Genomic DNA, 23,029 nt, shown 5'->3' with positions numbered 1-23,029 from the left:
TAGAAAATGGTAAATATAGTTCATAAATTTGGTGGTTCAAGCTTAAGCTCAGCCGAGCGATATCAGGCTGTTGCTAATATTATTTTAGCGCATACTGAAGCGGGTGACTGTGTGGTGGTTTCTGCTGCCGGTAAAACCACCAATACGTTAGTTAAGCTATGGCAAAGCTACCAGCAAAGTGATCAACAAGCAGTAAGTGATATTTTACTACAGCTTGATAATCATCAGCGTACGTTGATTGAGCAATTGTTAAGCCCTACGGCGCGACATGCAGCATTAAACGTACTTGAGCAAGAGTTGGCCTTAATAGCGCAACAAACACAACAGCACAGCTTACAGGAAGCTGCATTACTTGCTCATGGTGAAGTGTGGTCGGCACGATTGTTAGCAACTTATTTGCAGCAACTCGGTCTTGCTGCGAAAGATGTCGATGCGCGTCAGTTATTTACTTTAAATGATGGGCAGTTATTACATCAAAAAAATCAACAAGCGTGTGCTGAGTTAATCTCGGGGCATTGTATTAATGTGGTTACTGGGTTTATTGCCGCCGATTGCCAAGCGAATACGGTAACGCTTGGGCGTAATGGCAGTGACTACAGTGCTACTTTGTTAAGCAGTTATTGCCATGCTAACCAAGTGTCTATTTGGACTGATACCCAAGGGGTATTTAGTACTGATCCGCGTAAAGTTAAAAAAGCCATAAAGTATTCAAAAGTATGCCGCGGCCAAGCTAATTTGCTTGCACGCTTAGGCAACCCTGTATTACACGCTAAAACCTTATCACCATTGAAAAATACTGATATTAAGTTAGTGGTTCGTAGCAGCTATGATACAGAAGCCAGTGCGACAGAAATTGTCAAAGAAGGCTACAGCAAGGCGAAGCGTTTTATTACTACCTTAGAAAATATTGATTTATTACGTATTGATCAGTTACGAGGCGGTGAAATTGGTGAATTAAGCCAGCTAATTCAGCATAGTTTGCATCACTTTGTGCAAAATGGTGATACTTACTTATTAGTGCCTGCTGATGCAACTCATCAAGTGGTCAGTCACTTACAAGGGCGCGCTAATATTATTGAATCTAATTTACATGGCTGCGCTGTCGTCGCGCCAAGTAATGATGTGGCGCAATTATTTGAGCAAGCAACTGGAGTACTTACTGAGCAAAGCTTAACCCCTCGTTTTAGTCATCAAGATACCGACTATATTTTACTTCTTACAGATCAATCAATTGATAGTGATGTATTGACCATATTGCATGATAAGTTAATCAACAAAGGTCAAGAATTAGCAATTATCGTGGCAGGCTTAGGTAATGTTGGTGAGGTGTTTATTGAGCAACTTACTCAGCAACTGAACCGTTTACAGCAGCATTTTAGTGTAAAGTTGGTTGGTTTATTACGCTCACGGGCAATGTTGTTTAGCCCAAGTGGCATTGCGCTTGAACAATGGCAATCACAGTGGCAAAACGAAGCGATTGACTATCAGCAGGATGATTTATTAACCCGTATCAGCGAACTAGATTATGAACATAAAGTGGTGATTGATATTACCGCTAGTGAAACATTTAGTGAGCTATACCCGGCGTTTGTGAACTTAGATTGCCATTTGATCAGCGCTAACAAATACGCGGGCACAGCCAATAATGATTGGTATCAAAGCTTGCGCCGCAATTTAGCCGAGCGTAACTTGCTGTGGCGTTATAACACCAGTGTTGGTGCGGGTTTACCAATTAACTTTGCACTTGCTGATTTACAGAACAGTGGCGACAGCATTACCCACATTGAAGGGGTGTTCTCGGGTACTTTATCTTGGTTGTGCAGTAGTTATGACGGCAGTGTGGCGTTTTCAGATTTAGTCCTGCAAGCGCAAAAAATGGGTTACACCGAGCCTGATCCCCGTGAAGATTTATCAGGGCGTGATATGCAGCGTAAGCTACTTATTTTAGCCCGTGAATTAGGCTTAACGTTGGAGCTGGACGAAATTGGTTTAACACCGTTAATGCCTGAGCAATTAGCGCAAGGTGATTGGCAATCTTTCCTTGATAACAAGAAGTTGCTTGATGACTTTATTGCTGAAAAAGCCGCTGATGCCGCTAAAGATAATAAAGTACTGCGTTATACCGGCGCGCTGACAATTGCCGAAGGCAAAGTAACCGCTAAAGTGGGATTGGCATACGCAACCCAAGGCGATGCCTTAGCTAACTTGACTCCTGGCGATAATATTTTTGTGATCAACAGCCAATGGTATAGCGATAATGCCTTGGTGATCCAAGGCCCAGGTGCAGGTAAAGAAGTCACCGCCGCGGGCGTACATTCCGACTTATATTGGTTAGTACAGAATTTAAAATAAAAAGCATGCAATAAAAAAGCGCCAATTGGCGCTTTTTTACGTAGCAGCGATTTTATATCGCGACGATTAAAACAGTTCTTCTTCTGTTTTAGTTTCTTCTTCAAAGACATTTTCCACATGTTGCATTACATACTTCGTTGGCGATGTGCCTTTTTCAAAGTATTCAAAGCGACTGGTATAATCGTTCTTTTGACTCAGTAAACCGGTTGCTAAATCGATTCTTACTGACACGAGTCCTTCTGGTGGCTCAATTGGTGCTTCAGGTTTACCGTCGAGGGCAACACGCATAAAATCAACCCAAGCTGGCTGAGCTGTTTTGGCACCAGACTCCGCGCCGGATATTTGGTTTTTATCCATATTGTTGTTATAGGTTGAACGACCAAGCGGATTACCTGGGTTATCAAATCCTACCCATACTGAGGTCATCACGTTGCGATTAAAGCCACTAAACCAAGTATCAACAGAGTCATTAGTAGTACCTGTTTTACCAGATAAATCGCGACGATCTAGTGCTTGAGCACGCCAACCTGTACCACTCCAGCCCGTTTTATGTGCCCAGCTACCGCCGCCCCATATTGCGCTGTGCATTGCATCTGCAATTAAGAATGCATTTTGCTTTGATATAATTCGCGGCGCACAATGATTCGGTATAGGTTCTTGTGCGTTAGCAAGCTCGGTTGTTAACTCAAATTGTTCAATGGTTAACTGAGGGGTGATAGGATCACAGGCCAACAATGGCTCGGTTTTGAATAATACATTACCCGCTGAATCTTGAATTTCATTAATGAAGTATGGCGTGATCAAGTGACCGCCGTTGGCAAAGGTACTCATACCACGAGCAAGCTCAAGCGGGGTAATTGACGCACTACCTAATGCTAATGATTCACTACGATTAATGTCACTATTTTTAAAGCCAAACTTTAATAAGTGATCCGCGGTACGTTGTAAGCCAACACCACGCAGTAAGCGTACCGAGATAACGTTTTTAGATTGCGCTAAAGCGCGACGAATACGGATCGGGCCATTGTAAACTGCGGGGCTATTTTTTGGACGCCATGCTACGCCTAGGCTCTTATCCCATTGGTTAATTGGCGCATCATTCAAAATAGACGCTAAGGTATAGCCATTATTTAATGCTGCAGAGTAAATAAATGGCTTAATGTTAGAGCCGACCTGACGTTTAGCTTGCACTGCACGGTTATATTGGCTTTGCTCAAAACTATAACCACCAACAATTGCTTTAATACGACCATCATTAGGATCTAATGAGACCAATGCGCTAGATGCCTCAGGCAACTGACTAAGTAAATAACTGCCATCGTCATTTGTACGTAGCCAAATTTGTTCGCCTGGGTTGAGTATGTCGCCAGCCGTTTTCGGTGGAAACCCTTGACGATAGCGGGTGATATATTTACGCGCCCATTTTAAGTTGTCCCAATCAAGATTAGCTTGCTCACCATTTTTTAATAACACGGTAGCGCTTTGTTCGCCCACTTCAAGTACGGAGGCAGCTAATAATGGGCCGATTTCTTTTACTGGTCTTAGTTTTTCCAATATTTCGCTATGGCTCAACGCTGTTTGGGTTTCAAAGTCCCATAACTGTTGTGCTGGGCCTCGGTAGCCGTGGCGCATATCGTAAGCATGGAGGTTATTAACCAGTGCGCTTTGTGCTGCTGCTTGTACGTTAGATTCAACGCTGGTGAAAATTTTAAAGCCAGTATTGTAAGCGCGCTCATAGCCATATCGGGCGACCATTTCGGCGCGTACCATTTCAGAAATATAGGGCGCATACAACTCAATTTCTGCGCCATGGAATTTCGCAGTAATAGGCGCTGAGGTGGCTTCGTTATATTCGGCTCTTGAGATATAGTTCTCATCAAGCATACGACCCAATACCACATTACGACGAGCTTTTGCACGGATTGGGTTTCTGATTGGGTTTAATGCCGACGGCGCTTTAGGTAAGCCCGCAATCATCGCCATTTGCGCTAAATTTAACTCGTTAAGATCTTTACCGTAATAGACTTGTGCTGCGGCGCCGATACCAAATGCGCGATTACCTAACTCTATTTTATTTAGGTATAAAGTCAGTATTTCATCTTTACTAAGTAAGTTTTCGATATGCAATGCAATAAAGATTTCTTTGACCTTGCGAATATAGGCTTTTTCGCGTGTTAAGAAAAAGTTACGAGCTAACTGCATTGTAATAGTACTTGCGCCTTGTTTTTTCTCGCCAGTTGAAATTAATACGAGCGCTGAACGCAAAATACCTATAGGATCTATGCCGATATGATCATAAAAGCGATTGTCTTCAGTGGCTAATATGGCATTTATGAGCGGTTGTGGTATTTCATCGATGGTCACAGGAATACGGCGTTTTTCACCGAACTGGTTGATTAATAAACCATCTTTAGAAAATACTTGCATAGGAGTTTGTAATTGCACGTCTTTTAAAACTTGCACACTGGGGATATCAGATTTAACGTAATAATAAAGGCTTACTAAGGTAATGAGCCCCAAAAACGTGCAAATGATAAAAAATTGTAAAGTTCGTTTTAATAAAATCACTTATATTTTCCCTAAATGGACTCCCAATTAGAATCGGAGACTGCTAGTATATATTGATTAAAAAGTGAATAGTATTTTTTCATATAAAAATTATAACTTGTTTATTCTTAAAACAAAGGCCAAGTTGCAAACATGCTAAGTCAACTATTGAGTAAGTCTTCATCGATGATGGTAGGGATAGATATCGGTTCACATGCTATAAAAGCGGTGTTACTGAATGAAACGGATAGCGGCTATAGGCTTGAAGCGTTAGCAATTGAGCCAATGCCAAAAGGCACCATGGCCGAGCGCAATATTCAAGATATTGAAGCAATTGGCAATATTATTACTAAGTTAAAACGTAAATTGCCTAAATCAATCAAATCTGCTGCGGTAGCGGTGTCTGGACAAACAGTGATCACGAAAGTGATTTTTATGGATGTGACACTCAGTGATGCAGAACTTGAATCACAAATTGAAATTGAGGCAGATAGCCTTATTCCTTACCCTTTAGATGAAGTTAGCCTAGATTTTGAAAAACTAAGCACTAACGAAGCAGACCCTTCCAAAATGAATGTGTTGTTATCTGCTGCGCGTACTGAAAGTGTTGAAGCTCGCGTTGGCGCGCTAGAATCAGCCGGTTTAACTGCGAAGGTGGTTGATGTTGAAAGCTATGCGCTGAGCCGTGCTATGGATGTTTATTATCAGCAATTACCGAGTGATGCATTTAATAAATGTGTTGCTGTAGTTGATATTGGCGCAGTACTTATGTTGGTCAGTGTGGTGTTAGGTGGTGAAACTATTTACACCCGCGATCAAGTATTTGGCGGCGACCAATACACCAACAGTATTGTGGCCTATTATAATAAAAGCTTTGATGAAGCTGAAATCGGTAAGACCACTGGCGATCTACCGCCTAACTATACCTTTGAAGTATTGGCACCGTTTCAAACTTCATTGTTACAACAAGTACGCCGTGCAGTGCAGATGTTTTTAACCACCAGTGGTAAAGATCAAATTGATTATATTGTCCTCACTGGCGGTACTGCGATGATTGATGGGCTAGACAGACTGCTAATTGAAGAGCTAGGTATTCACACCATAGTGGCAGAACCGTTCGGTAATATGGATATTTCTGCGCATGTTGATCGCAATGTTTTACAACGCCATCGTACTCAATTTGCAATCGCGACGGGTTTGGCACTAAGGAGCTTTTCATCATGCCACATATAAATCTACTGCCGTGGCGCGAACAGCAACGAAAACAATCGCAAAATAAATTTGCCACTATTTTGTTTTTAGTGGTGCTTGGTAGTTTTATGAGTATGTATTTATTAAGTACCTATTACGGTAATCTGCGAGATGGGCAAAATATTAAAAATAATTATCTTGCCAATGAAATTGGCCAATTAGATAGACGTATTAGTGAAATTCGTGAGTTAGACAAAAAGAAAGAAAACTTACAACAGCGTATGCGCTTAATTGAAGAACTGCAAAGTAGCCGTAACTTGGGCACTCAGATCATGGATGAAGTGGCTAAAATAGTCCCAACCGGTGTTTATTTAACCAAGTTAGAGCGCCGCGGTAGTGCTATTCATGTTGTTGGCCGTAGCGAATCGAATAATCACCTTTCCAATATGCTGCGCGAAGTGCAGAACTCTTACTTGCTCGAAAAACCAACTATGCAAGGTATTGTTGCAGGGGAAAAGTCATCACGATTATTAAGTGATTTTAATATGGAATTTTACGTAAAAGCCTTTGATAAAATTGGTGAGGTTAAACAATGAACCTTGATATCAAAGCGTTAACTGAAATTGAATGGAACGAAATAGAGCTTGAAAATATTGGCGATTGGCCAATTGTGGTTAAAGTAATTTGCTGTACTTTTGTTGCTGCCTTGGTGCTGTTTTTTAGCTACAGCTTATTGGTTTCAGATGAAATTGATAGCTACAAGAGTGCAGTGAGCAAGGAAGTTGAGTTACGTAGTACCTACCGAGTGAAATATGCGGTTGCCAGTAACTTAGAAATTTACCGCCAACAAATGGTTGAAATGGAAGAGAAGTTTTCTTTGCTGTTAAAACGCTTACCAACCTCAAACGAGACACCGGGCTTGTTAGATGATTTATCGTACGTAGGCACTACAAGTGGTTTAACTTTCCTTAAAATCGGTTGGTTACCAGAAGTTGAAAAAGAATTTTATACTGAATTACCAATTAAAATTGAAGTAATCGGCAGTTATCATGAGTTTGGTGATTTTGTCGGTAAAGTGGCGCAGCTACCGCGTATTGTTAGTTTGCATGACTTTTCAATTAATAGTTCGGATTCAGGCAAACTGACCTTTAGTGTGGTCGCTAAAACTTACCGCTATGAAGGTGGCGTGAAAAAAGTAGGAGCTAAAAAATGAAAAAATTAGCTTTTGTTTTATTTAGCGGTGTATTACTAAGTGCCTGTAACGATGATACCTCAGAACAAAAAGAGTTTATTGATCAAGTTAAAGCCAGTACCACGCCTAAAGTTGAAGCAATCCCAAAACTGACACAGTTTGAACATTTTGAATACAATGCTCAGCAGTTACGCAGCCCTTTTGTTGCGCCACAGCCGGAAATTATTCAAAATAAAATGATTCAAGTAAAAAACTGCTTACATCCAGATCCAGAGCGTACGCGTGAGGTGTTAGAAAAATATCCATTGGATAACCTAGCAATGAAAGGGACGCTGGGGTCCGGTGGGCAAACATGGGCATTAATTAAAGCAGCCGATGATACTTTGCACCGAGTCACTGTAGGTAATCATATTGGTTTGTATCACGGTGTTGTACAACAAGTAAAAAGTGATTATATAGAATTGTTAGAATTAATCCCTGATGGGTCTGGTTGTTGGAAAGAGCGCGTGACAAAGCTTGAAATGTTAGAGGCGGCTTCTAATGGCACTAGTTAAAAATAAAAAAGGTAAAATTAAAATGCAGAAGGGAGTATCGTGGAATAATCGCATTCATCAGGCTTTGTTTGTTGTTATTGCCCTTTTTATCACGCAATCAGCAATGGCGACACCGCTGTTGTATGACGTTCGTTATAACCCGTTAATGGCTGGAGAAACACAGTTACAGCTCGTATTTGATGAAGAATTGACAGCAGAACCTAACGTTCAGGTATTCAATAATCCAGCCCGTATCGAAATGCGCTTTAAAGCAGCAGATGTTGAGCAAGGTTTAGGTGATGTGCCAATTAATCAAGCTGGTATTGAGAAAGTCAGCAGTGTGACAACGGATGGTACATTAGTTGTTACTGTGCATTTAGAGCGTTTAAAAATTTACCAAACAACGGTTAATAACAACCTTGTTTCATTGCATGTATCGGATAACCCACTTACTGCACAAGAGGGCAGTAACGCAGCTCAAGCTACGACGGGTAATTACATTAACTCAATTCAGTCGCTTGATTTTCGCCGTGGTGAAAAAGGTGAAGCACGTGTATTAGTGTTCTTACAAGATACCCAAGCTGCCATTGATGTACATGAAAGTGGCGGAAAAATTATTGCTGAGTTTCACCATACCAATATTTTAGATGATTTATTGTATGAGTTAGATGTGCTTGATTTTGGCACCGTGGTAAGTTCAATTGAGACATTTAAAGAAGAGAACATGAGTCGGGTGGTAATTAGCCCGAATAGTGCGTTTAAATTTACCTATCAGCAAATTGAAAATATTCTCACTTTGACTGTAGAAAGAGATGACACGCAACGCTCTTATTTAGAAGGTGGTAAAGAGTACCAAGGTCGTCCAATGACCTTAAACTTTCAAGATATCTCAGTGCGTGCTGTATTGCAGATCATCGCCGGCTATAACGATTTTAACTTAGTAACCAGTGACTCGGTCAATGGCAATATTACTTTGCGCTTAGACGGTGTACCGTGGGATCAAGCTCTTGATGTGGTATTGCGTGTTAAAGGCTTAGATAAGCGTATGGATGGCTCAATCTTGATGGTGGCGCCTTCTGAGGAGCTTGCCGCCCGAGAAGCGAAAGAGCTCAAAGCCAAGCAGCAAGTTGAAGACTTAGAGCCGCTTTACAGCGAATATATTCGCTTGAACTACGCAAAAGCGGAAGAGTTTGCTGATCTACTAAAAACAGATACCAATAGCATTATTAGTGCGCGTGGCAGTGTGTCAGTTGATAAACGTACCAATACCTTATTGATTAAAGACACTGCAAAAAGTATTGAAAGTGTGCGTCGTATGGTTGAGACCTTAGATATCGCAGTCAGACAAGTAGTGATTGAAGCGCGCATGGTCACTGTACGCGACAACGTTAAAGAAGATTTAGGCGTACGTTGGGGGTTTAGCGACCAACAAGGCACCGATGGTATTTCGGGCACTTTAGAAGGCGCTAACACGATTTCTAACGGTACTATCCCAAGTATTTCTGACCGCCTTAATGTTAACTTGCCTATCACTGGCGCCGCTGGCAGTATTGGTATGCACGTTGCTAAGTTAGCTAATGGCACTCTGCTTGATTTAGAACTAACCGCGCTTGAAGAAGAAAACCGCGGTGAGATTATTGCAAGTCCGCGTATTACAACCGCAAACCAGAAAAAAGCACGAATTGAGCAAGGTACTGAAATTCCTTATGTTGAATCTGCTTCAAGTGGGGCAACCACAGTTAGCTTTAAAAAGGCGGTGTTGAGCCTTGAAGTTACACCACACATTACTCCTGATAATAAAGTGATTTTGGATTTGATCATTACTCAAGATACACGTGGTGATACTGTGCAAACTGGAACAGGACCTGCGGTTGCAATTGATACCCAAGAAATTCAAACCCAAGTACTGGTTGAGAATGGTCAAACCGTGGTACTTGGTGGTATATTCCAGCAGCAAATCATTAACTCAGTTAAAAAAGTACCATTATTAGGTGACATTCCTTACCTTGGCGTACTGTTTAGAAGCACAAGTGAGTTTAATGAAAAGAAAGAATTGCTGATTTTCGTTACTCCGAAAATCCAAATAGAGTAATTTTCACTGATTTATTCTTACACAATGGGCAATTATTGACTTTAATTGCTCGTTAATTGGCTTTTTGTTCTAATTGACTTGAAATACCCAATCAATTACTGAGATAATCCCCTCCTTAATTTTGGGGCCAGGTCGTTAGGCGGGGTTTTATTTCAAATTTTAGAGTTCGTTTGTACTAAAAGATATGGCTGAAAAACGTAATATATTTCTAGTTGGTCCTATGGGGGCTGGCAAAAGCACAATTGGTCGTCACATTGCAGACCAATTGCACCTTGAATTCGTCGATTCTGATCAAGAAATCGAACGCCGTACCGGTGCAGATATTGCCTGGGTGTTTGATCTTGAAGGTGAAGAAGGCTTTCGACTTCGTGAAGAATCTGTCATTGGCGATCTAACTGAAATGCAAGGTATTGTACTTGCAACAGGTGGTGGTTCAGTGATGAGTAAAGAAGTACGAAACAAGCTTTCGGCTCGTGGTATCGTTGTATACCTAGAGACACCGATCGAAAAGCAAGTTGCACGCACGCAGCGCGACAAGCGTCGTCCGTTATTGCAAACAGAAGAAGCACCTCGTGATGTATTAGAGCGCTTAGCAGAAGAACGCGAGCCGCTGTATAAAGAAGTTGCTGACTTTACTGTACGCACTGATGAGCAAAGCGCTAAAGTTGTTGCTAATCAAATCATTGAGAAATTAGATTTTTAAATACCAATAAGAAAGGATACTAGCGATGCTTGAATTAACAGTTAATTTAGACGAGCGAAGTTATCCTATTTATATTGGTCAATCTGCACTTCAACAGACTGACAGGCTGCGTCATCATATTGGTGATTGTCGACCTATCATTATCACTAATGACACCATTGCACCTTTATACCTAAGCGATGCAATGGCGTTGTTAGCTGATTTAAATCCGCTAAGCTTTATTATTCCTGATGGTGAGCAATATAAATCACTAGAATGGTTTGAGAAAATCTCAGCATTTCTACTTGAAAATAATTGCGGTAGAGATACCTGCTTAATCGCCCTTGGTGGCGGTGTAGTTGGTGATCTTACTGGTTTTGTTGCGGCCTGTTATCAACGCGGTGTGCCGTTTATTCAAGTACCTACTACCTTATTATCGCAAGTTGACTCGTCAGTAGGCGGTAAAACTGCGGTTAATCATCCTTTGGGTAAAAACATGATTGGGGCATTTTATCAGCCGCAAGCCGTGTTTATTGATACGCAATCATTGCATACACTTCCTGCTCGTGAATTTGCAGCCGGTATGGCTGAAGTTATTAAATATGGCTTAATTTACGATACAGAGTTATTTAGTTTTCTTGAAAACAACACTGCGCAACTACAGGCATTGGATGAAGAAACTATTCAACATGTAATTTTCCGTTGTTGTGAAATTAAAGCACTGATTGTCGCCCAAGATGAAAAAGAAGCAGGACTGCGTGCTCTGCTTAATTTAGGTCATACCTTTGCACATGCTATTGAAGCGCAAATGGGCTACGGGCAATGGTTACATGGCGAAGCTGTCGCAACCGGCATGGTCTTAGCTGCAAAACTTGCACACATTCGTGGCGATTTAAACGCTTCACAAGTTTCAAGAATTATTACTTTAATCGCACAATATAATTTACCATGTGATATTCCTGATGTGATGAACAGCGAACACTTTTTACATCACATGCGTAAAGATAAAAAGAATAAAAAAGGTACAATCCGTTTTATTCTTCCTACTGCGTTTGGTCAATGCGCGCTGGTTGATGATGTTTCAGATCAACAGGTTCGAGATCTAATAGGGCGCTAATGCAATCGCAAATCTTACCTAGCCGTTCGGCTTTGGTTGATCGGATTGCCCTGCAGTTTGAATATGGGCAAAATCTAATTGTTTTACTGGGTCCATCTGGGCTTGGCAAAAGTTATCTTCTCGAAACTTTTATTACTGATAAATATAGTGATTTTAATAAAGCATTTGTGCAGCTAAGTGCGCGTATGAGCGATGCACAATTAATGAGTGAGTTGCTTGAACAAAGCTTCCGCTCGCCATTAATTGATCAAAACTTAAGCCTGTCAGAAAACTTTTATCAACTTGCTAAACAACAGAACTGCGGCCCATGCTTATGGGTATTAGATGGCGGTCGGCATCTATCTGATGAAATGGTGCAAGAACTTACAACGCTTTCCAAACAAAGCCCCACGACTTTATATATTTTACTGGCATCACAATCAGTTGGGCAGTTTCAAAGCTCGGTCGAAATTCATTTAGAAGCACTTACGCTGGCTGAAAGTAAGCAGCTAATGCAGTGCTACTTTACTGATTTACCATACGATGAAGATCCTGTCTTTCAAACCTTTTTGCAAGAAGCCCATGGTAATCCAAGTTTATTATTAGCATGGCAGCCGACACAGCATACTGCCAAAGTAGCCGTGGCTGATAAAGTATCTTGGCGAGTACAGTTGATTGCATTGCTGGTGATTATCATGCTGCTGATCATTGGTTTTTTATATCAATCAGATATGACCCGTTGGTGGCAAGATTTTTATCAGCAGCAACCAGAAACCCCAGTGGCGACCGCAATTGCAGTTGATACATTAAAGCAAGCGGCAACAGAGCCTGCGCTGACAACAGCTCCCTCACAAGAGCGTACAGCTGAGCAATTAGCTGCTCAACAAGCTCAACCAGAGTTGGCTAATGATAATCCTCTTGAGGAAAATAATGTCGCGGCAATATTAGATAGTTTGGCGCCAGCCGCTGAGCCTGTCGATGTCACAACGAGTTTGGCTGATGAGGTTATTGAGCCCGAAGTGAGTACTGCAGCAGAAGCTAGTATGCCTGTTGATAATGCCTGGTATTTACAGCAAGGTGATGATCAGCTTGTGATCCAGCTACTAGCGGTTACTCAACAAACAATTGCTGAACAGTATGTGGTTGAACAAGGGTTACAACCACTTGCTAAAGTATATCAGACCCGCCGTAATGGTAAATTGTGGACTCTGGTAACTTATGGCAGCTATGATAACTTAACAAATGCCCGAGAGGCGTTATCGAAGTTACCTGAAACAGTGCGTAAAAATCAGCCATTTTATAAAAAAATCAGTAAAATAAAACAAGAAATCGCGTTACTAGATCAGTAAACTTACTTTGATTAGTGTAAAATCGCGGCACACCAGTTTGAAGTAAAGAGCCGATGCAGAAAAAGACCAGAGCCTTCCTTAAATGGGCTGGCGGAAAATACAGCTTAGTTGAAGATATTAGCACACGCTTAAATGAAGCGAGTAAACACGCTGATACCTTAGTTGAACCGTTTGTTGGCGCTGGCTCGGTATTTTTAAATACAAATTTTAAACATTATATTCTCAATGATATAAATGCGGATCTGATCAATCTTTATAACGAGCTAAAAAACTCTCCTGACGAATTCATTAGTGACGCTAAAAAGCTATTTGTTGATTTGAATAATCAAGCTGATGCGTACTACGATTACCGCGTACAGTTCAATCAAAGTAATGATATTTATGAGCGAGCGATTTTATTTTTATACATGAATCGCCATGGTTACAATGGCTTATGTCGTTATAATCTAAAAGGCATTTTTAATGTGCCATTTGGTAAGTATAAGCGGCCGTATTTTCCTGAAAATGAAATGTATTTTTTTGCCGAGAAAGCGCAACAGGCGACATTTACATGCTTAGGTTACGATGATGTATTTAAATTAGTGCCAGGTAATGCGGTGATCTATTGTGATCCACCGTATGTACCTTTGAGCAAAACGGCTTCGTTTACTTCATATGCAAAGGGTGGTTTTAATTTAGATGATCAGGCAAATTTAGCGAACCTTGCTGAGCAAGCTGCATTTGAGAACAAAACACCGGTATTGATCTCAAACCACGATACGGTCTGGACTCGTAAAATATATAGCCAAGCAACTTTGGCAGAAATTCAAGTCAAGCGTACCATTAGTCCAAAAGGGGGATCACGTAATAAAGTGAACGAGCTAATGGCTATGTATTTAGCACCCAAGCCACCACGCCATAAATAGCGGCAACAAAAATAATAAATAATATAACGGCGATAATGATAATACTAAGCGGGGAGTGTTGTTTGAAGTCAGATTGACGTTTGTTTTCAGATTGCACACCAAAAAATGCCGCAATAACACTTTGCAAGGCACTTATCAGCTGTTGCATTTAATTAGAACCGCGGGCTAAGAGAACGCGCTTTTTGTGGTTCATCTGAGCTAGTTAATAGCTCAAGTAAATCTAAATAATGAAATTGTGCACTGCGGCTATCACCAGTGAGCCATGACATCCAAGTTGAATCTTGTTCGACCTTCATACATTGCACTGAATTATTAATTGCTAGGTGTCCAGAGCTACATTGGCAATCGTTTGCCACCATAAGTTCATCTTCATTTTGTGAAAAATAACTTATAGTACTGATAGTTATAGCAGTCGCAGTTAAGATCCCGATTTTAAAAGCACGCATTTGACTAAGTCCATATATAGTGTAACTCACTAGAGCATACATAAAAAATGCTTAAATAACAAACTTAATTTACCCTTAACAATTATAAATTTTTAATAAAATTAAATGCTTAAGGTAAAAATAATGTTTAAAATTAGTTGCTTTAAATTTAACCATTGCATTTAACTAAATAGAATAAAAACTTAAATGAGTTCATTGCTCCGTTTACTATTTTGTACATTATTTGGCTGTTCTACAAAACATTACATATTTATTTTCCCGCGTTCGGGTTATTTGTTACATTAAGCGCATTAAAGGCTTTGTAACTCAACTTACGTGCATTTTGAATACACACTAAGGATTGTCTATGTTAGAAACACTGCAAAAGTACCTTATTGCTCCGTCTATTTTATCTGCTGATTTTGCTCGTTTGGGTGAAGATGTTGATCGTGTTTTAGCCTCAGGTGCAGATGTAGTTCATTTTGATGTAATGGATAATCACTATGTGCCAAACCTAACAATTGGCCCTATGGTCTGCAAAGCACTACGTGATTATGGCATCACAGCGCCTATTGACGTGCATTTAATGGTTAAGCCAGTGGACAGTTTAATTCCACAGTTTGCCGATGCTGGCGCGTCAATTATCACTTTTCACCCAGAAGCCAGCGAACATATTGACCGCTCTTTGCAGTTGATCAAAGATCATGGTTGCCAAGCTGGGCTCGTATTTAATCCAGCAACGAGCTTAAGTTACTTAGAACACGTAATTGATAAACTAGATGTGATTTTACTCATGTCAGTTAATCCTGGATTTGGTGGCCAGAGCTTTATTCCTCATACGTTGGAAAAACTTCGTCAAGCGCGAAAAATCATTGATGATTCAGGCCGCGCAATTCGCTTAGAAGTGGATGGCGGCATTAAAGTTGACAATATAGCCGCAGCCGCACAAGCGGGGGCCGATATGTTTGTTGCCGGCTCTGCTATTTTTAATCAACCAGATTATAAAGTGGTGATAGAGCAAATGCGCGAACAGTTAAATGGTGTGAAATAATGAAATACGAGGCTGCTTTATTTGATTTAGATGGCACTTTAGTTGATAGCGTTTATGACTTATATATCGCCATGAACCTGACATTATCTGATTTAGCATTCCCTATAGTGAGTCAAAGTTTAGTGCAAAGCTGGGTTGGCAACGGCATTGAAACCTTAGTAAAACGAGGTTTAAGTGGTGATATGCAAGTTAGTGAGCATTTAGACACTGAACTTGCAGATAAAGCAATTGCGTTGTTTTATGGGCATTATGAGCAACTCGTTGGTGAATACAGTGTATTGTACCAACATGTGGAAACCGGCTTGGCGGCATTGCGAGGTATGCCTAAAGCCTTGATCACCAATAAAGCACGATGTTTCACGCTGAAGCTACTCGATAAACTTGCGCTAACGAGTCACTTTGAGGTGATCGTCTGTGGTGACGACATGGCTAAAAAGCCCTCAGCTGAGCCGCTGTTGTTTGCTTGTCAGCAATTAAATGTACCCGTTAGCCAAGCAATAATGATCGGTGATTCAAAAAGTGATATTTTAGCTGCACGAGCAGCCAATATCGATATGCTTGCGCTAACTTATGGTTATAACCAAGGTGAAAACTTGAGCGACCACAATCCGCAGTACCTCTGCGATACATTCTTAGATATACTACCCGTTCTTAATCAGCGGTAAACGACATTTAATTTAGCGTTTTTAATTTTAGTATTTTTTATTTTAGTAATATAAAGGAACATCATGAGTAAACCAGTAGTGTTAAGTGGCATGCAGCCAACCGGTGGGATGACAATAGGCAACTATGTTGGTGCTATTAACCAGTGGGTAAAGCTACAGGAAGAATATGACAGTCACTTTATGTTAGCCGATTTACACGCCATTACCGTACGCCAAGACCCTGAATTATTAAGAGCGCGCGTATTAGACGGCATCGCTTTGTATGTCGCCTGTGGTATTAACCCTGAAAAAGCCGCGCTATTTGTACAATCGCAAGTGCCTGAACATGCACAACTAGGTTGGGTATTAAACTGTTATGCACAAATGGGTGAGCTAAACCGCATGACGCAGTTTAAAGACAAGTCAGCAAAGAACACCAATAATGTGAATGTTGGTTTATATGCATACCCAGTACTGCAAGCGGCTGATATTCTACTTTATCAAGCGGCACAAGTACCGGTAGGCGATGACCAAAAACAGCATTTAGAGCTTACGCGTGACATCGCGACACGTTTTAACAACGTCTATGGCGAAGTGTTCACTATTCCAGAACCTTATATTCCTGAGTTTGGTGCGCGGGTAATGAGCTTGCAAGATCCGCTGAAAAAAATGTCTAAATCAGATGAAAACCCAAATGGCTTTATCATGATGTTAGATGAACCGAAAAAGATTGAGAAAAAGCTGAAAAAAGCAGTAACTGATTCAGACGAGCAGGCACGTATTTATTTTGACCGTACTGAAAAACCAGGTGTATCAAATTTATTAACGCTAATGTCAGTAGCAACTAAACGCTCAATTGAAGAGTTAGTGCCAGAGTACGAAGACAAAATGTATGGTCACCTGAAAAAAGACACCGCTGATGCAGTGGTGAGTATGATTGAGCCGATTCAAGCGCGTTTTAAAGAAATTCGTGAAGATCAAACTATGCTTGATACCATCATGAGAACTGGCGCCGAAAAAGCCAGTGCCCGTGCAGAGGTAACCCTAAAGTCGGTTTACGATGCGTTAGGTTTTATTCCTCGCCCGTGACCTCGCTTTAGTCGATAAAAAACCGCTTTTGAATAGTATTCTAAAGCGGTTTTTTATTTTTAAATTAGTATATTTTAGCTGCACTAACAGATGATAAGTGCAGCTTTTTTCAAAGCGCATTACGCTTTATTTAATTTATCAGCTAACTTTTTATCAATTTGTTTTTGTAGCTCATTCATTGATTTTTCTAAGCTCATATCTAATTTTGTATCTAATTCATTTTCGAACGCTTGATTTTTTGCTTGTGCTTTTTGCACCATTGATTTTGATACATGCACGCTGCCTAATTGTTGCATAACTAGCTCTGGATTACCGGCAGCCATTGCTGAAGATGTACCAAAAGTAGCTGCGATTAAAAATACTGGTAATGCTTTTTTGATTAAATTTTTCATGATTAAACCCTTTTTAATTTTAAACTTTAAGTTAACTATTAACTGCAAATGTTGAGTTACGCTATTTGCTAGTAACCATGTTTGCTGTTGACGGTGATAAGAATAGCGCTGACAATTGATAAAGTCGCTTATCTAGTTATGAGCAATTAATTGATAAGGTTTTTTGCATTATTGTTATTTATAATCATTAAGTTAACTTTAAATCTTATATTGCGATATAAGGTTTAACTACATAAATAATTGCCTCTGTGCTAGGGTTAGTAGATATAAAAAAAAGAAATGCAGACTATGAATTATCAAATCGGACCTTGGCAATTTATTAAAAACCGCTGCGTGGTGGTTGCAGGTAATATAGAACGAGAGTTAGACCCGTTACTGATTAAGCTGCTCATGCACTTTATCAGTAAGCCTCAGCAGATCATTGCCCGCCAAGAGTTGGTTGAGCAGGTATGGCAGCAAAGTTTTGTTGATGATAATGCGATTAACCGTGCGATTTCAGAGCTACGTAAACAACTTGCTCATCCCGTTGAAAAAGCCCCCTTACTAAAAACTCACTATCGTAAGGGCTATAGCTTGACTGTGGTTGCCACACTTTTAGCTGAGAGTGAGCCGCAGTTACAGCCAACAATTGTGCCCTTGGCTGATAATACCAATGAGCTCCAAAGCCGCTCAGAAGTGACACCTACGCTTGCTGTTGATAGTGATATACAAAGCCAAGCAATAGCACCTAATAAAAGCAAAACCAAGCAATTTACCATAGTCGCGGGCGTGTTTTTACTGATTTTAATTAGCGCGATTGCCTGTTGGTTGGTGATAGTAAATTTCGAGCAACATCCCCCTCAGCAAGATAAGATCATAAAAACAACGGCGACAATTATTCCAAGTACATGGAATGTTGGGGCTGAAGCCGTGCCAGTAATTTCTTTTGATAAGCAATATTTAGCATACAGCAATACTGATTTAACAAATCAACAGCAGCATGCTTTTGTAAAACGTATTGCCGATCAACGAGAAGTCGAACTGCACTACCAAGACTTTAATGTCTCTATTCTTTCGTGGCAGCATAAGCAGCATAGTGTATTGCTGCAGGCAACTAAGTTGTCTGAACAACAATGTGTAATGGTATTGGTTGATTTAAGCGATTTTTTAAACCCAACTGCTGGGCAGGTGATACGTGAGTGTGATTTACGTTATACCGGTTATGCTCAACTGGATGAAAGTGGAACATTTTTATATTTCACCGAGTTTAAAAACAAGCGTGGTGGCTCTGGCCTTTTTCGCTATAACATTCATAGTAAAAAAGAAACTACCTTAGTACCAAGTTCTGACTTATTGTATGGCGCACTTATGCCGCGTATTTCACCTTCAGGTCAATACATAGGGTATATTCAATCGCTGCAAGGCCAGCCTTTTTCGTTTTTTACCTACAATTTACAGACCTCAGAGATAAAACGCTTTTTTCAAGCGCAGTCGAAAAACGTTAGTTTTGCTTTTGATTGGTTGCCAAATGAAGATCGCGTGTTTGTTTCGGAGTATGACCGGCTAACCACTATTAATGTTGTTGATGGCAGCCGCATGGTACGTGAAATATCGCCTTATATATCGGCTTATTATATCGCGGCTCAATCTGCTAATAGTTTTTACTTTTCTCCATCGCAAACCCAGCAACTGTCTATATTCAAAGTCACTGATTTATTTTCACCAGCTATGCAAGGGCATCATTTATATGCGTCTGAAGGCAATAATTACAACGCATTACCACTACTTAAAGGCCAGCAGCCCAACACTTTGTTTATTTCTAGCCGCTCTGGTAATGCACAAATTTGGCTTGAACAAGGTAACCAGCAACTACAATTGAGTAACTTTACTGCCGAGCATGGCACGCCTGACTTTGGCTTTGTGAGAATGGCCAGTAATGGCAAATTTTTATTATTAAAAATTAATGAAGAGCTTAACTTTTTTGATGTGCAAACAAAAAAACTACACACTATTACGGAGCTTAAAGGACGAAAAATTAGCAGCTATGCGTGGTCAGATAACAGCGAGCAAATATGGCTTACTGAGTTGCAAGATAAACGCTATCAGTTATGGCAGTTTAACTTGGTAACTCGCGAACTGACGAAGCGTAGCGATATAGCTCCATATGCGCTACTTAATAATAATCAAGGCGATAGTTTTGCAGTCACCAGTGATGAACTGATCAGACTCGCGGATGATAAACGTTGGCAACTCCCTGATGCAGCCCGCACAACTTCTTTTCATGCAATTAATGCCGATTATTTATATATCAGCGATGGCATTTCACGTGTCGCTCGTTTTAATTTAACCACCCATGAGTTTGCTGAAACCCATGTCGATTTTAAATCGTTCGCGTTTAATGTCACCGACAACAACGAGCTGTTATTTAATCGCCGAGATGTAAAGGACACACAAATTAAACTAGTCAGTTGGTAAGGAGCAGATGAAAACTCCATAACCTAATATCTAAAGCTTACCTCTGCTTGGGTAATAATCATGCTGATGAAGCAACCTTAAATTTCAGAATGGTAGTTAAGCTTTATTGTTACTATATAAAAACATGGCTCTTTGTAGTAAAGGAAATCCAAATATTGTTTACCTATTTTGTATTTATACATTGATAGAATGTATAAATACAAAAGTAAAATAGATAAAACTACAGTTACTGATTTCAATTTAGATTAATTTAGTTAATATATATTTAACTTAAATGAGTAGAAGGAAGTACAAGTTGTTAATATATGTAAATCAATTTAATTTAATTGGAAGTAATGAGCAGGATGTAGTTTTTTCAACGTTATCCGGATGGATAAAGCAAAAGACTCAAAGTCATTTTTCTATTGATCAGCTCAAAAGTGGTGAAACATATGAAATGAATAGAGTGACGATCTCCACGTATGTCTCTACTCAATTTGAACCTGAGCTATATTCCGTGGTATTACGTCACCCAGATACAAATGTTCATGGACGTTTCTGGATGACAGAAATAACCATTAAGGTCGAAAATGGCAAAACTCAAGTTTTTGTTTTAGTTGAAACAAGTGAAACCAGCACTCAAGTAAAAGAAGTTCCAATTACAACAAGACCTTTATTTGTGCAATTCCTATTACAGAATGCTAAGTTATCAAATTCTACTATAGGGTTAGAATATAAAACATTGAACAATTTAACCGATGAATTTAAAGGGCTAAGCTATGAAATTGAAAGTAAGAATAGAAAGCACCCTCTAGTTTTACTAAGCTGCGTTAAAAATGGAAAGCCATTCGTTAGACCTGAAGCTTTACAGCAGCAATTAGTCGGTTTAGCTCAAGTTATATACTTGGACCATACTATTAATAGTTACGATTTAGCACATGAATTAGGGGATAGATATTCTGCTTGGGATGGCGCTATTAATATAATTTATCCCTCAAAAGGCAAAGGGGTGTGTTATAACAACTTGTTGACAAGGGTTGGGATTGAAGAAATTGTGGGTAGAGGTGAAAATATAGTTCACGAAATTCTTTCTTATGTAACTCACTCTACAAATGGTTTTAATAGGAGAGGGCATATTGGCTCAACTGATGTTAAAGCTAAGCGACAAAAAGATCAGCGTATAGCACTCAAGCAAAAATTTAGTAAATTATCTCATGATGGTGAGTATAAAGATCTTGCAGAGCAAGCATTTAGTTACTTAGATAGCCAAGAAGAAGTTTTTGAGCAAAAAAAATGTGAATTGGAAGGTGCATTATCTCATGTTGAAGAACAGTTAGATAAAGCTAATCAAGATAATATTGTTCTACAATCTCGAATATCTGGTTTTATAAATGATAAAAAGGAGTTTGGTACACCACTACTTGTGTATGGGGAAGAAAGAGACCTTTACGACAATGAAATACCTAATATGGTTATAGCTTTACTGAATGAGAAATCATCAAGTGTTCAGGAATACTCCAGAGTGTTTGATGTGGTTAAGGATCTATTACACCACAACCAAGGTACTGATAGTAGAAGGGACTTGAAAGAAGTATTCAAAGTCACGTTTAATAACTACCAAAAAGTGACGCCTCAAATCAGATCTGAGTGGAAGTCAAATGGGTTTGTATTAAGTGAAGATGGACAACATTATAACCTCAAGTATAGTGGAGAAGAACGTTATAAGGTCACATTTGCAAAAACACCAAGTGATAATAGGGCGGGTAAAAATATTGTATCTATAATAAACAAAATGTTTTTCTAACTACAAGAACACTCAGTTATTCAATTTATGATTTTTTGAATCATGGCTGCTAAATGAGTGTAGTAGGTTTTTTTGCTTGGATTAACTTCGTTTGTACTTATTAACTTAAAAATTACCGTTAGATATAAAAGTTGGCTTGATATTAATTTTACGAGACTTAATGGCACGTTGATAGTTAGCTACTACTATGGCGCTTTTATTCCTGCTGAATCACAGGCTTTTACTGTAAAACTGTAGCCGTAGGGTTTGCTATTATCTAAGGCAATTTCGACAATTTCATAATCATTTAATTCAACGACTTTGCTATCTGGCGATTTTTTACAACGCGAGTAACTATTAGCCTCAAAGCTGTAGGCAAAAATAGCGATTAGGCGTTTACTGCGTTCAAAATAGCCTTTGGTATCAAGAAAAGAATACACGGCATTGGAAATATCGGTATCACCTTCTGAAGTCGCGTCGATAGTAACTAACGGTTGCTTGGCGGTTTCTTGTTCAGACTCAGTTTGCTGCTGTATTTTTTCTGATATTTGCTCTATAGCTTGCTCTTGCTGCGCTTTTGGCTTGGTAGATAATTGCTGACTTTGAGAAAATGTGGTTGTTATATCATCAATAACTTCGGTTGTGGGCTTACCATCAACAAACGAAAATATATTTAGGATCACCACACTTGCAAGTACAAAGCGCAGTAGGGCTGTTAGCAAGGGCGAATAACTTTGGGTAATGAACTTGATGCGATCAGAACCAAAAGGTTTGATCAACAACAGTGCGAGAATATACAGAGGTAAAAGTAATTGCAGGGCAAGTAATGTGGCAAGCGTGATCCCCAATGCCCATGGCGGTAAATAAATTAAGGTGGCAAAATTATGAGTGTAATTTAACTGGCTTGCCGACACCATAGTGACTTCGTTAACAATGCCACTGGCACTGGCGAGGACAAAGTTGGCAATGGTTGCATAGAAAATTAATATCAATGCTTTACCAGCAAGTGAATGCCAAAGGTGATTAAACTTAGGCCAAAATTCAACAATTAAAGCAATAATACTCAAGGCAGTGCAAAGCCAACCTGATTGCAACACAACGAGGCTGGCTAATGCGAGTAAATACAGCTTTTGTGCGGTACTTAAATTAAACCAAATAGCCTGGCCGCGTTTAAAAATACGCTTTACGTGCACTTGCCAGCTCGCGTGTTGTTGCTTGAGCTGTTTATTAGCGCGCCATTTGATTATTTTTAGATACCGTTGCACATTTTTCC

General features: G+C 39.8%; 20 protein-coding genes. 15 read left to right on the top strand and 5 right to left on the bottom strand.

Annotated elements, in window-relative coordinates; genetic code table 11:
• Positions 1-6 precede the first annotated feature (6 nt).
• Positions 7-2,352 carry a bifunctional aspartate kinase/homoserine dehydrogenase II gene (metL, locus tag V7783_RS15855; RefSeq protein WP_335679544.1) on the top strand — a complete coding sequence of 782 codons (2,346 nt, stop codon included), beginning with the start codon at positions 7-9 and terminating at the stop codon, positions 2,350-2,352.
• 66 nt (positions 2,353-2,418) lie between these two features.
• Here metL and V7783_RS15850 read toward each other — a convergent pair whose 3' ends face one another.
• Positions 2,419-4,920, bottom strand: a complete 2,502-nt coding sequence (locus V7783_RS15850) for a penicillin-binding protein 1A (RefSeq protein WP_335679543.1) — start codon at positions 4,918-4,920, stop codon at positions 2,419-2,421.
• 132 nt (positions 4,921-5,052) lie between these two features.
• Here V7783_RS15850 and V7783_RS15845 point away from each other — a divergent pair, with 132 nt between their 5' ends.
• The 9 genes from V7783_RS15845 (at position 5,053) to V7783_RS15805 (ending at position 13,939) form a co-directional block, all read left to right on the top strand.
• Positions 5,053-6,132, top strand: a complete 1,080-nt coding sequence (locus tag V7783_RS15845; protein WP_335679542.1) for a pilus assembly protein PilM — start codon at positions 5,053-5,055, stop codon at positions 6,130-6,132.
• Entirely contained in the window at positions 6,120-6,686 is a 567-nt protein-coding gene (locus V7783_RS15840) for a PilN domain-containing protein (protein ID WP_335679541.1), read from the top strand. Before V7783_RS15845 ends, V7783_RS15840 begins: the two co-directional genes overlap by 13 nt.
• Positions 6,683-7,303 (top strand): type 4a pilus biogenesis protein PilO, encoded by a 621-nt coding sequence (locus V7783_RS15835; RefSeq protein WP_335679540.1) that lies wholly within the window; start codon positions 6,683-6,685, stop codon positions 7,301-7,303. Before V7783_RS15840 ends, V7783_RS15835 begins: the two co-directional genes overlap by 4 nt.
• Complete coding sequence (locus tag V7783_RS15830) at positions 7,300-7,836, top strand: pilus assembly protein PilP (RefSeq protein ID WP_335679539.1); 537 nt, start codon at positions 7,300-7,302, stop codon at positions 7,834-7,836. The genes V7783_RS15835 and V7783_RS15830 overlap by 4 nt, the downstream gene beginning before the upstream one ends.
• The gene (locus tag V7783_RS15825; RefSeq protein WP_335679538.1) at positions 7,823-9,907 is read left to right on the top strand and encodes a type IV pilus secretin PilQ; all 2,085 of its coding nucleotides are present in this window, start codon (positions 7,823-7,825) and stop codon (positions 9,905-9,907) included. Before V7783_RS15830 ends, V7783_RS15825 begins: the two co-directional genes overlap by 14 nt.
• Positions 9,908-10,091: 184 nt before the next feature.
• On the top strand, positions 10,092-10,610 hold the full coding sequence (gene aroK, locus V7783_RS15820; RefSeq protein ID WP_016709531.1) for a shikimate kinase AroK: 519 nt from the start codon (positions 10,092-10,094) through the stop codon (positions 10,608-10,610).
• 25 nt (positions 10,611-10,635) lie between these two features.
• Positions 10,636-11,706, top strand: a complete 1,071-nt coding sequence (aroB, locus tag V7783_RS15815; protein ID WP_335679537.1) for a 3-dehydroquinate synthase — start codon at positions 10,636-10,638, stop codon at positions 11,704-11,706.
• Complete coding sequence (locus V7783_RS15810) at positions 11,706-13,034, top strand: AAA family ATPase (protein WP_335679536.1); 1,329 nt, start codon at positions 11,706-11,708, stop codon at positions 13,032-13,034. Before aroB ends, V7783_RS15810 begins: the two co-directional genes overlap by 1 nt.
• 53 nt (positions 13,035-13,087) lie before the next feature.
• Positions 13,088-13,939, top strand: a complete 852-nt coding sequence (locus tag V7783_RS15805) for a Dam family site-specific DNA-(adenine-N6)-methyltransferase (protein WP_335679535.1) — start codon at positions 13,088-13,090, stop codon at positions 13,937-13,939.
• Here V7783_RS15805 and V7783_RS15800 read toward each other — a convergent pair.
• Both V7783_RS15800 and V7783_RS15795 read right to left on the bottom strand, forming a co-directional pair.
• On the bottom strand, positions 13,902-14,087 hold the full coding sequence (locus V7783_RS15800) for a DUF2970 domain-containing protein (protein WP_335679534.1): 186 nt from the start codon (positions 14,085-14,087) through the stop codon (positions 13,902-13,904). The genes V7783_RS15805 and V7783_RS15800 overlap by 38 nt on opposite strands.
• Before the next feature lie 4 nt (positions 14,088-14,091).
• The gene (locus V7783_RS15795; protein ID WP_335679533.1) at positions 14,092-14,385 is read right to left on the bottom strand and encodes a hypothetical protein; all 294 of its coding nucleotides are present in this window, start codon (positions 14,383-14,385) and stop codon (positions 14,092-14,094) included.
• A 346-nt stretch (positions 14,386-14,731) separates the two neighbouring features.
• On the opposite strand from V7783_RS15795, the gene rpe reads away from it, so the two are divergent.
• From rpe to trpS, 3 genes are all read left to right on the top strand, one after another.
• The gene (rpe, locus tag V7783_RS15790) at positions 14,732-15,415 is read left to right on the top strand and encodes a ribulose-phosphate 3-epimerase (protein ID WP_335679532.1); all 684 of its coding nucleotides are present in this window, start codon (positions 14,732-14,734) and stop codon (positions 15,413-15,415) included.
• Complete coding sequence (locus V7783_RS15785; RefSeq protein WP_335679531.1) at positions 15,415-16,080, top strand: HAD-IA family hydrolase; 666 nt, start codon at positions 15,415-15,417, stop codon at positions 16,078-16,080. Before rpe ends, V7783_RS15785 begins: the two co-directional genes overlap by 1 nt.
• 63 nt (positions 16,081-16,143) lie before the next feature.
• Positions 16,144-17,148 carry a tryptophan--tRNA ligase gene (gene trpS, locus V7783_RS15780; protein WP_335679530.1) on the top strand — a complete coding sequence of 335 codons (1,005 nt, stop codon included), beginning with the start codon at positions 16,144-16,146 and terminating at the stop codon, positions 17,146-17,148.
• A 119-nt stretch (positions 17,149-17,267) separates the two neighbouring features.
• Here trpS and V7783_RS15775 read toward each other — a convergent pair whose 3' ends face one another.
• Positions 17,268-17,540 (bottom strand): hypothetical protein, encoded by a 273-nt coding sequence (locus V7783_RS15775; RefSeq protein ID WP_335679529.1) that lies wholly within the window; start codon positions 17,538-17,540, stop codon positions 17,268-17,270.
• 288 nt (positions 17,541-17,828) lie between these two features.
• On the opposite strand from V7783_RS15775, the gene V7783_RS15770 reads away from it, so the two are divergent.
• Both V7783_RS15770 and V7783_RS15765 read left to right on the top strand, forming a co-directional pair.
• On the top strand, positions 17,829-19,994 hold the full coding sequence (locus tag V7783_RS15770; protein ID WP_335679528.1) for a winged helix-turn-helix domain-containing protein: 2,166 nt from the start codon (positions 17,829-17,831) through the stop codon (positions 19,992-19,994).
• 295 nt (positions 19,995-20,289) lie between these two features.
• The gene (locus tag V7783_RS15765; RefSeq protein WP_335679527.1) at positions 20,290-21,777 is read left to right on the top strand and encodes a hypothetical protein; all 1,488 of its coding nucleotides are present in this window, start codon (positions 20,290-20,292) and stop codon (positions 21,775-21,777) included.
• Between the two features lie 185 nt (positions 21,778-21,962).
• Here the strand turns inward: V7783_RS15765 and V7783_RS15760 are convergent, their stop codons facing one another.
• Positions 21,963-23,021 (bottom strand): hypothetical protein, encoded by a 1,059-nt coding sequence (locus tag V7783_RS15760; RefSeq protein ID WP_335679526.1) that lies wholly within the window; start codon positions 23,019-23,021, stop codon positions 21,963-21,965.
• Positions 23,022-23,029: the final 8 nt, after the last annotated feature.

The sequence above is a fragment of the Pseudoalteromonas sp. genome, assembly GCF_036960685.1.
Lineage (GTDB): Bacteria > Pseudomonadota > Gammaproteobacteria > Enterobacterales > Alteromonadaceae > Pseudoalteromonas.
The sequence above is the reverse complement of the archived record's forward strand: the minus strand, read 5'-3'. Positions and strand labels throughout refer to the sequence as shown.

Bases quoted from the DNA above. Each gene is read 5' to 3' on its own strand.
- V7783_RS15830 (WP_335679539.1), top strand. From the start codon at position 7,300: ATGAAAAAATTAGCTTTTGTTTTATTTAGCGGTGTATTACTAAGTGCC.
- V7783_RS15785 (WP_335679531.1), top strand. From the start codon at position 15,415: ATGAAATACGAGGCTGCTTTATTTGATTTAGATGGCACTTTAGTTGAT.
- V7783_RS15770 (WP_335679528.1), top strand. From the start codon at position 17,829: ATGAATTATCAAATCGGACCTTGGCAATTTATTAAAAACCGCTGCGTG.
- trpS (WP_335679530.1), top strand. From the start codon at position 16,144: ATGAGTAAACCAGTAGTGTTAAGTGGCATGCAGCCAACCGGTGGGATG.
- V7783_RS15800 (WP_335679534.1), bottom strand. From the start codon at position 14,087: ATGCAACAGCTGATAAGTGCCTTGCAAAGTGTTATTGCGGCATTTTTT.
- aroK (WP_016709531.1), top strand. From the start codon at position 10,092: ATGGCTGAAAAACGTAATATATTTCTAGTTGGTCCTATGGGGGCTGGC.
- V7783_RS15795 (WP_335679533.1), bottom strand. From the start codon at position 14,385: ATGCGTGCTTTTAAAATCGGGATCTTAACTGCGACTGCTATAACTATC.
- V7783_RS15840 (WP_335679541.1), top strand. From the start codon at position 6,120: ATGCCACATATAAATCTACTGCCGTGGCGCGAACAGCAACGAAAACAA.
- V7783_RS15825 (WP_335679538.1), top strand. From the start codon at position 7,823: ATGGCACTAGTTAAAAATAAAAAAGGTAAAATTAAAATGCAGAAGGGA.
- rpe (WP_335679532.1), top strand. From the start codon at position 14,732: ATGTTAGAAACACTGCAAAAGTACCTTATTGCTCCGTCTATTTTATCT.
- metL (WP_335679544.1), top strand. From the start codon at position 7: ATGGTAAATATAGTTCATAAATTTGGTGGTTCAAGCTTAAGCTCAGCC.
- V7783_RS15835 (WP_335679540.1), top strand. From the start codon at position 6,683: ATGAACCTTGATATCAAAGCGTTAACTGAAATTGAATGGAACGAAATA.
- aroB (WP_335679537.1), top strand. From the start codon at position 10,636: ATGCTTGAATTAACAGTTAATTTAGACGAGCGAAGTTATCCTATTTAT.
- V7783_RS15805 (WP_335679535.1), top strand. From the start codon at position 13,088: ATGCAGAAAAAGACCAGAGCCTTCCTTAAATGGGCTGGCGGAAAATAC.
- V7783_RS15810 (WP_335679536.1), top strand. From the start codon at position 11,706: ATGCAATCGCAAATCTTACCTAGCCGTTCGGCTTTGGTTGATCGGATT.
- V7783_RS15775 (WP_335679529.1), bottom strand. From the start codon at position 17,540: ATGAAAAATTTAATCAAAAAAGCATTACCAGTATTTTTAATCGCAGCT.
- V7783_RS15845 (WP_335679542.1), top strand. From the start codon at position 5,053: ATGCTAAGTCAACTATTGAGTAAGTCTTCATCGATGATGGTAGGGATA.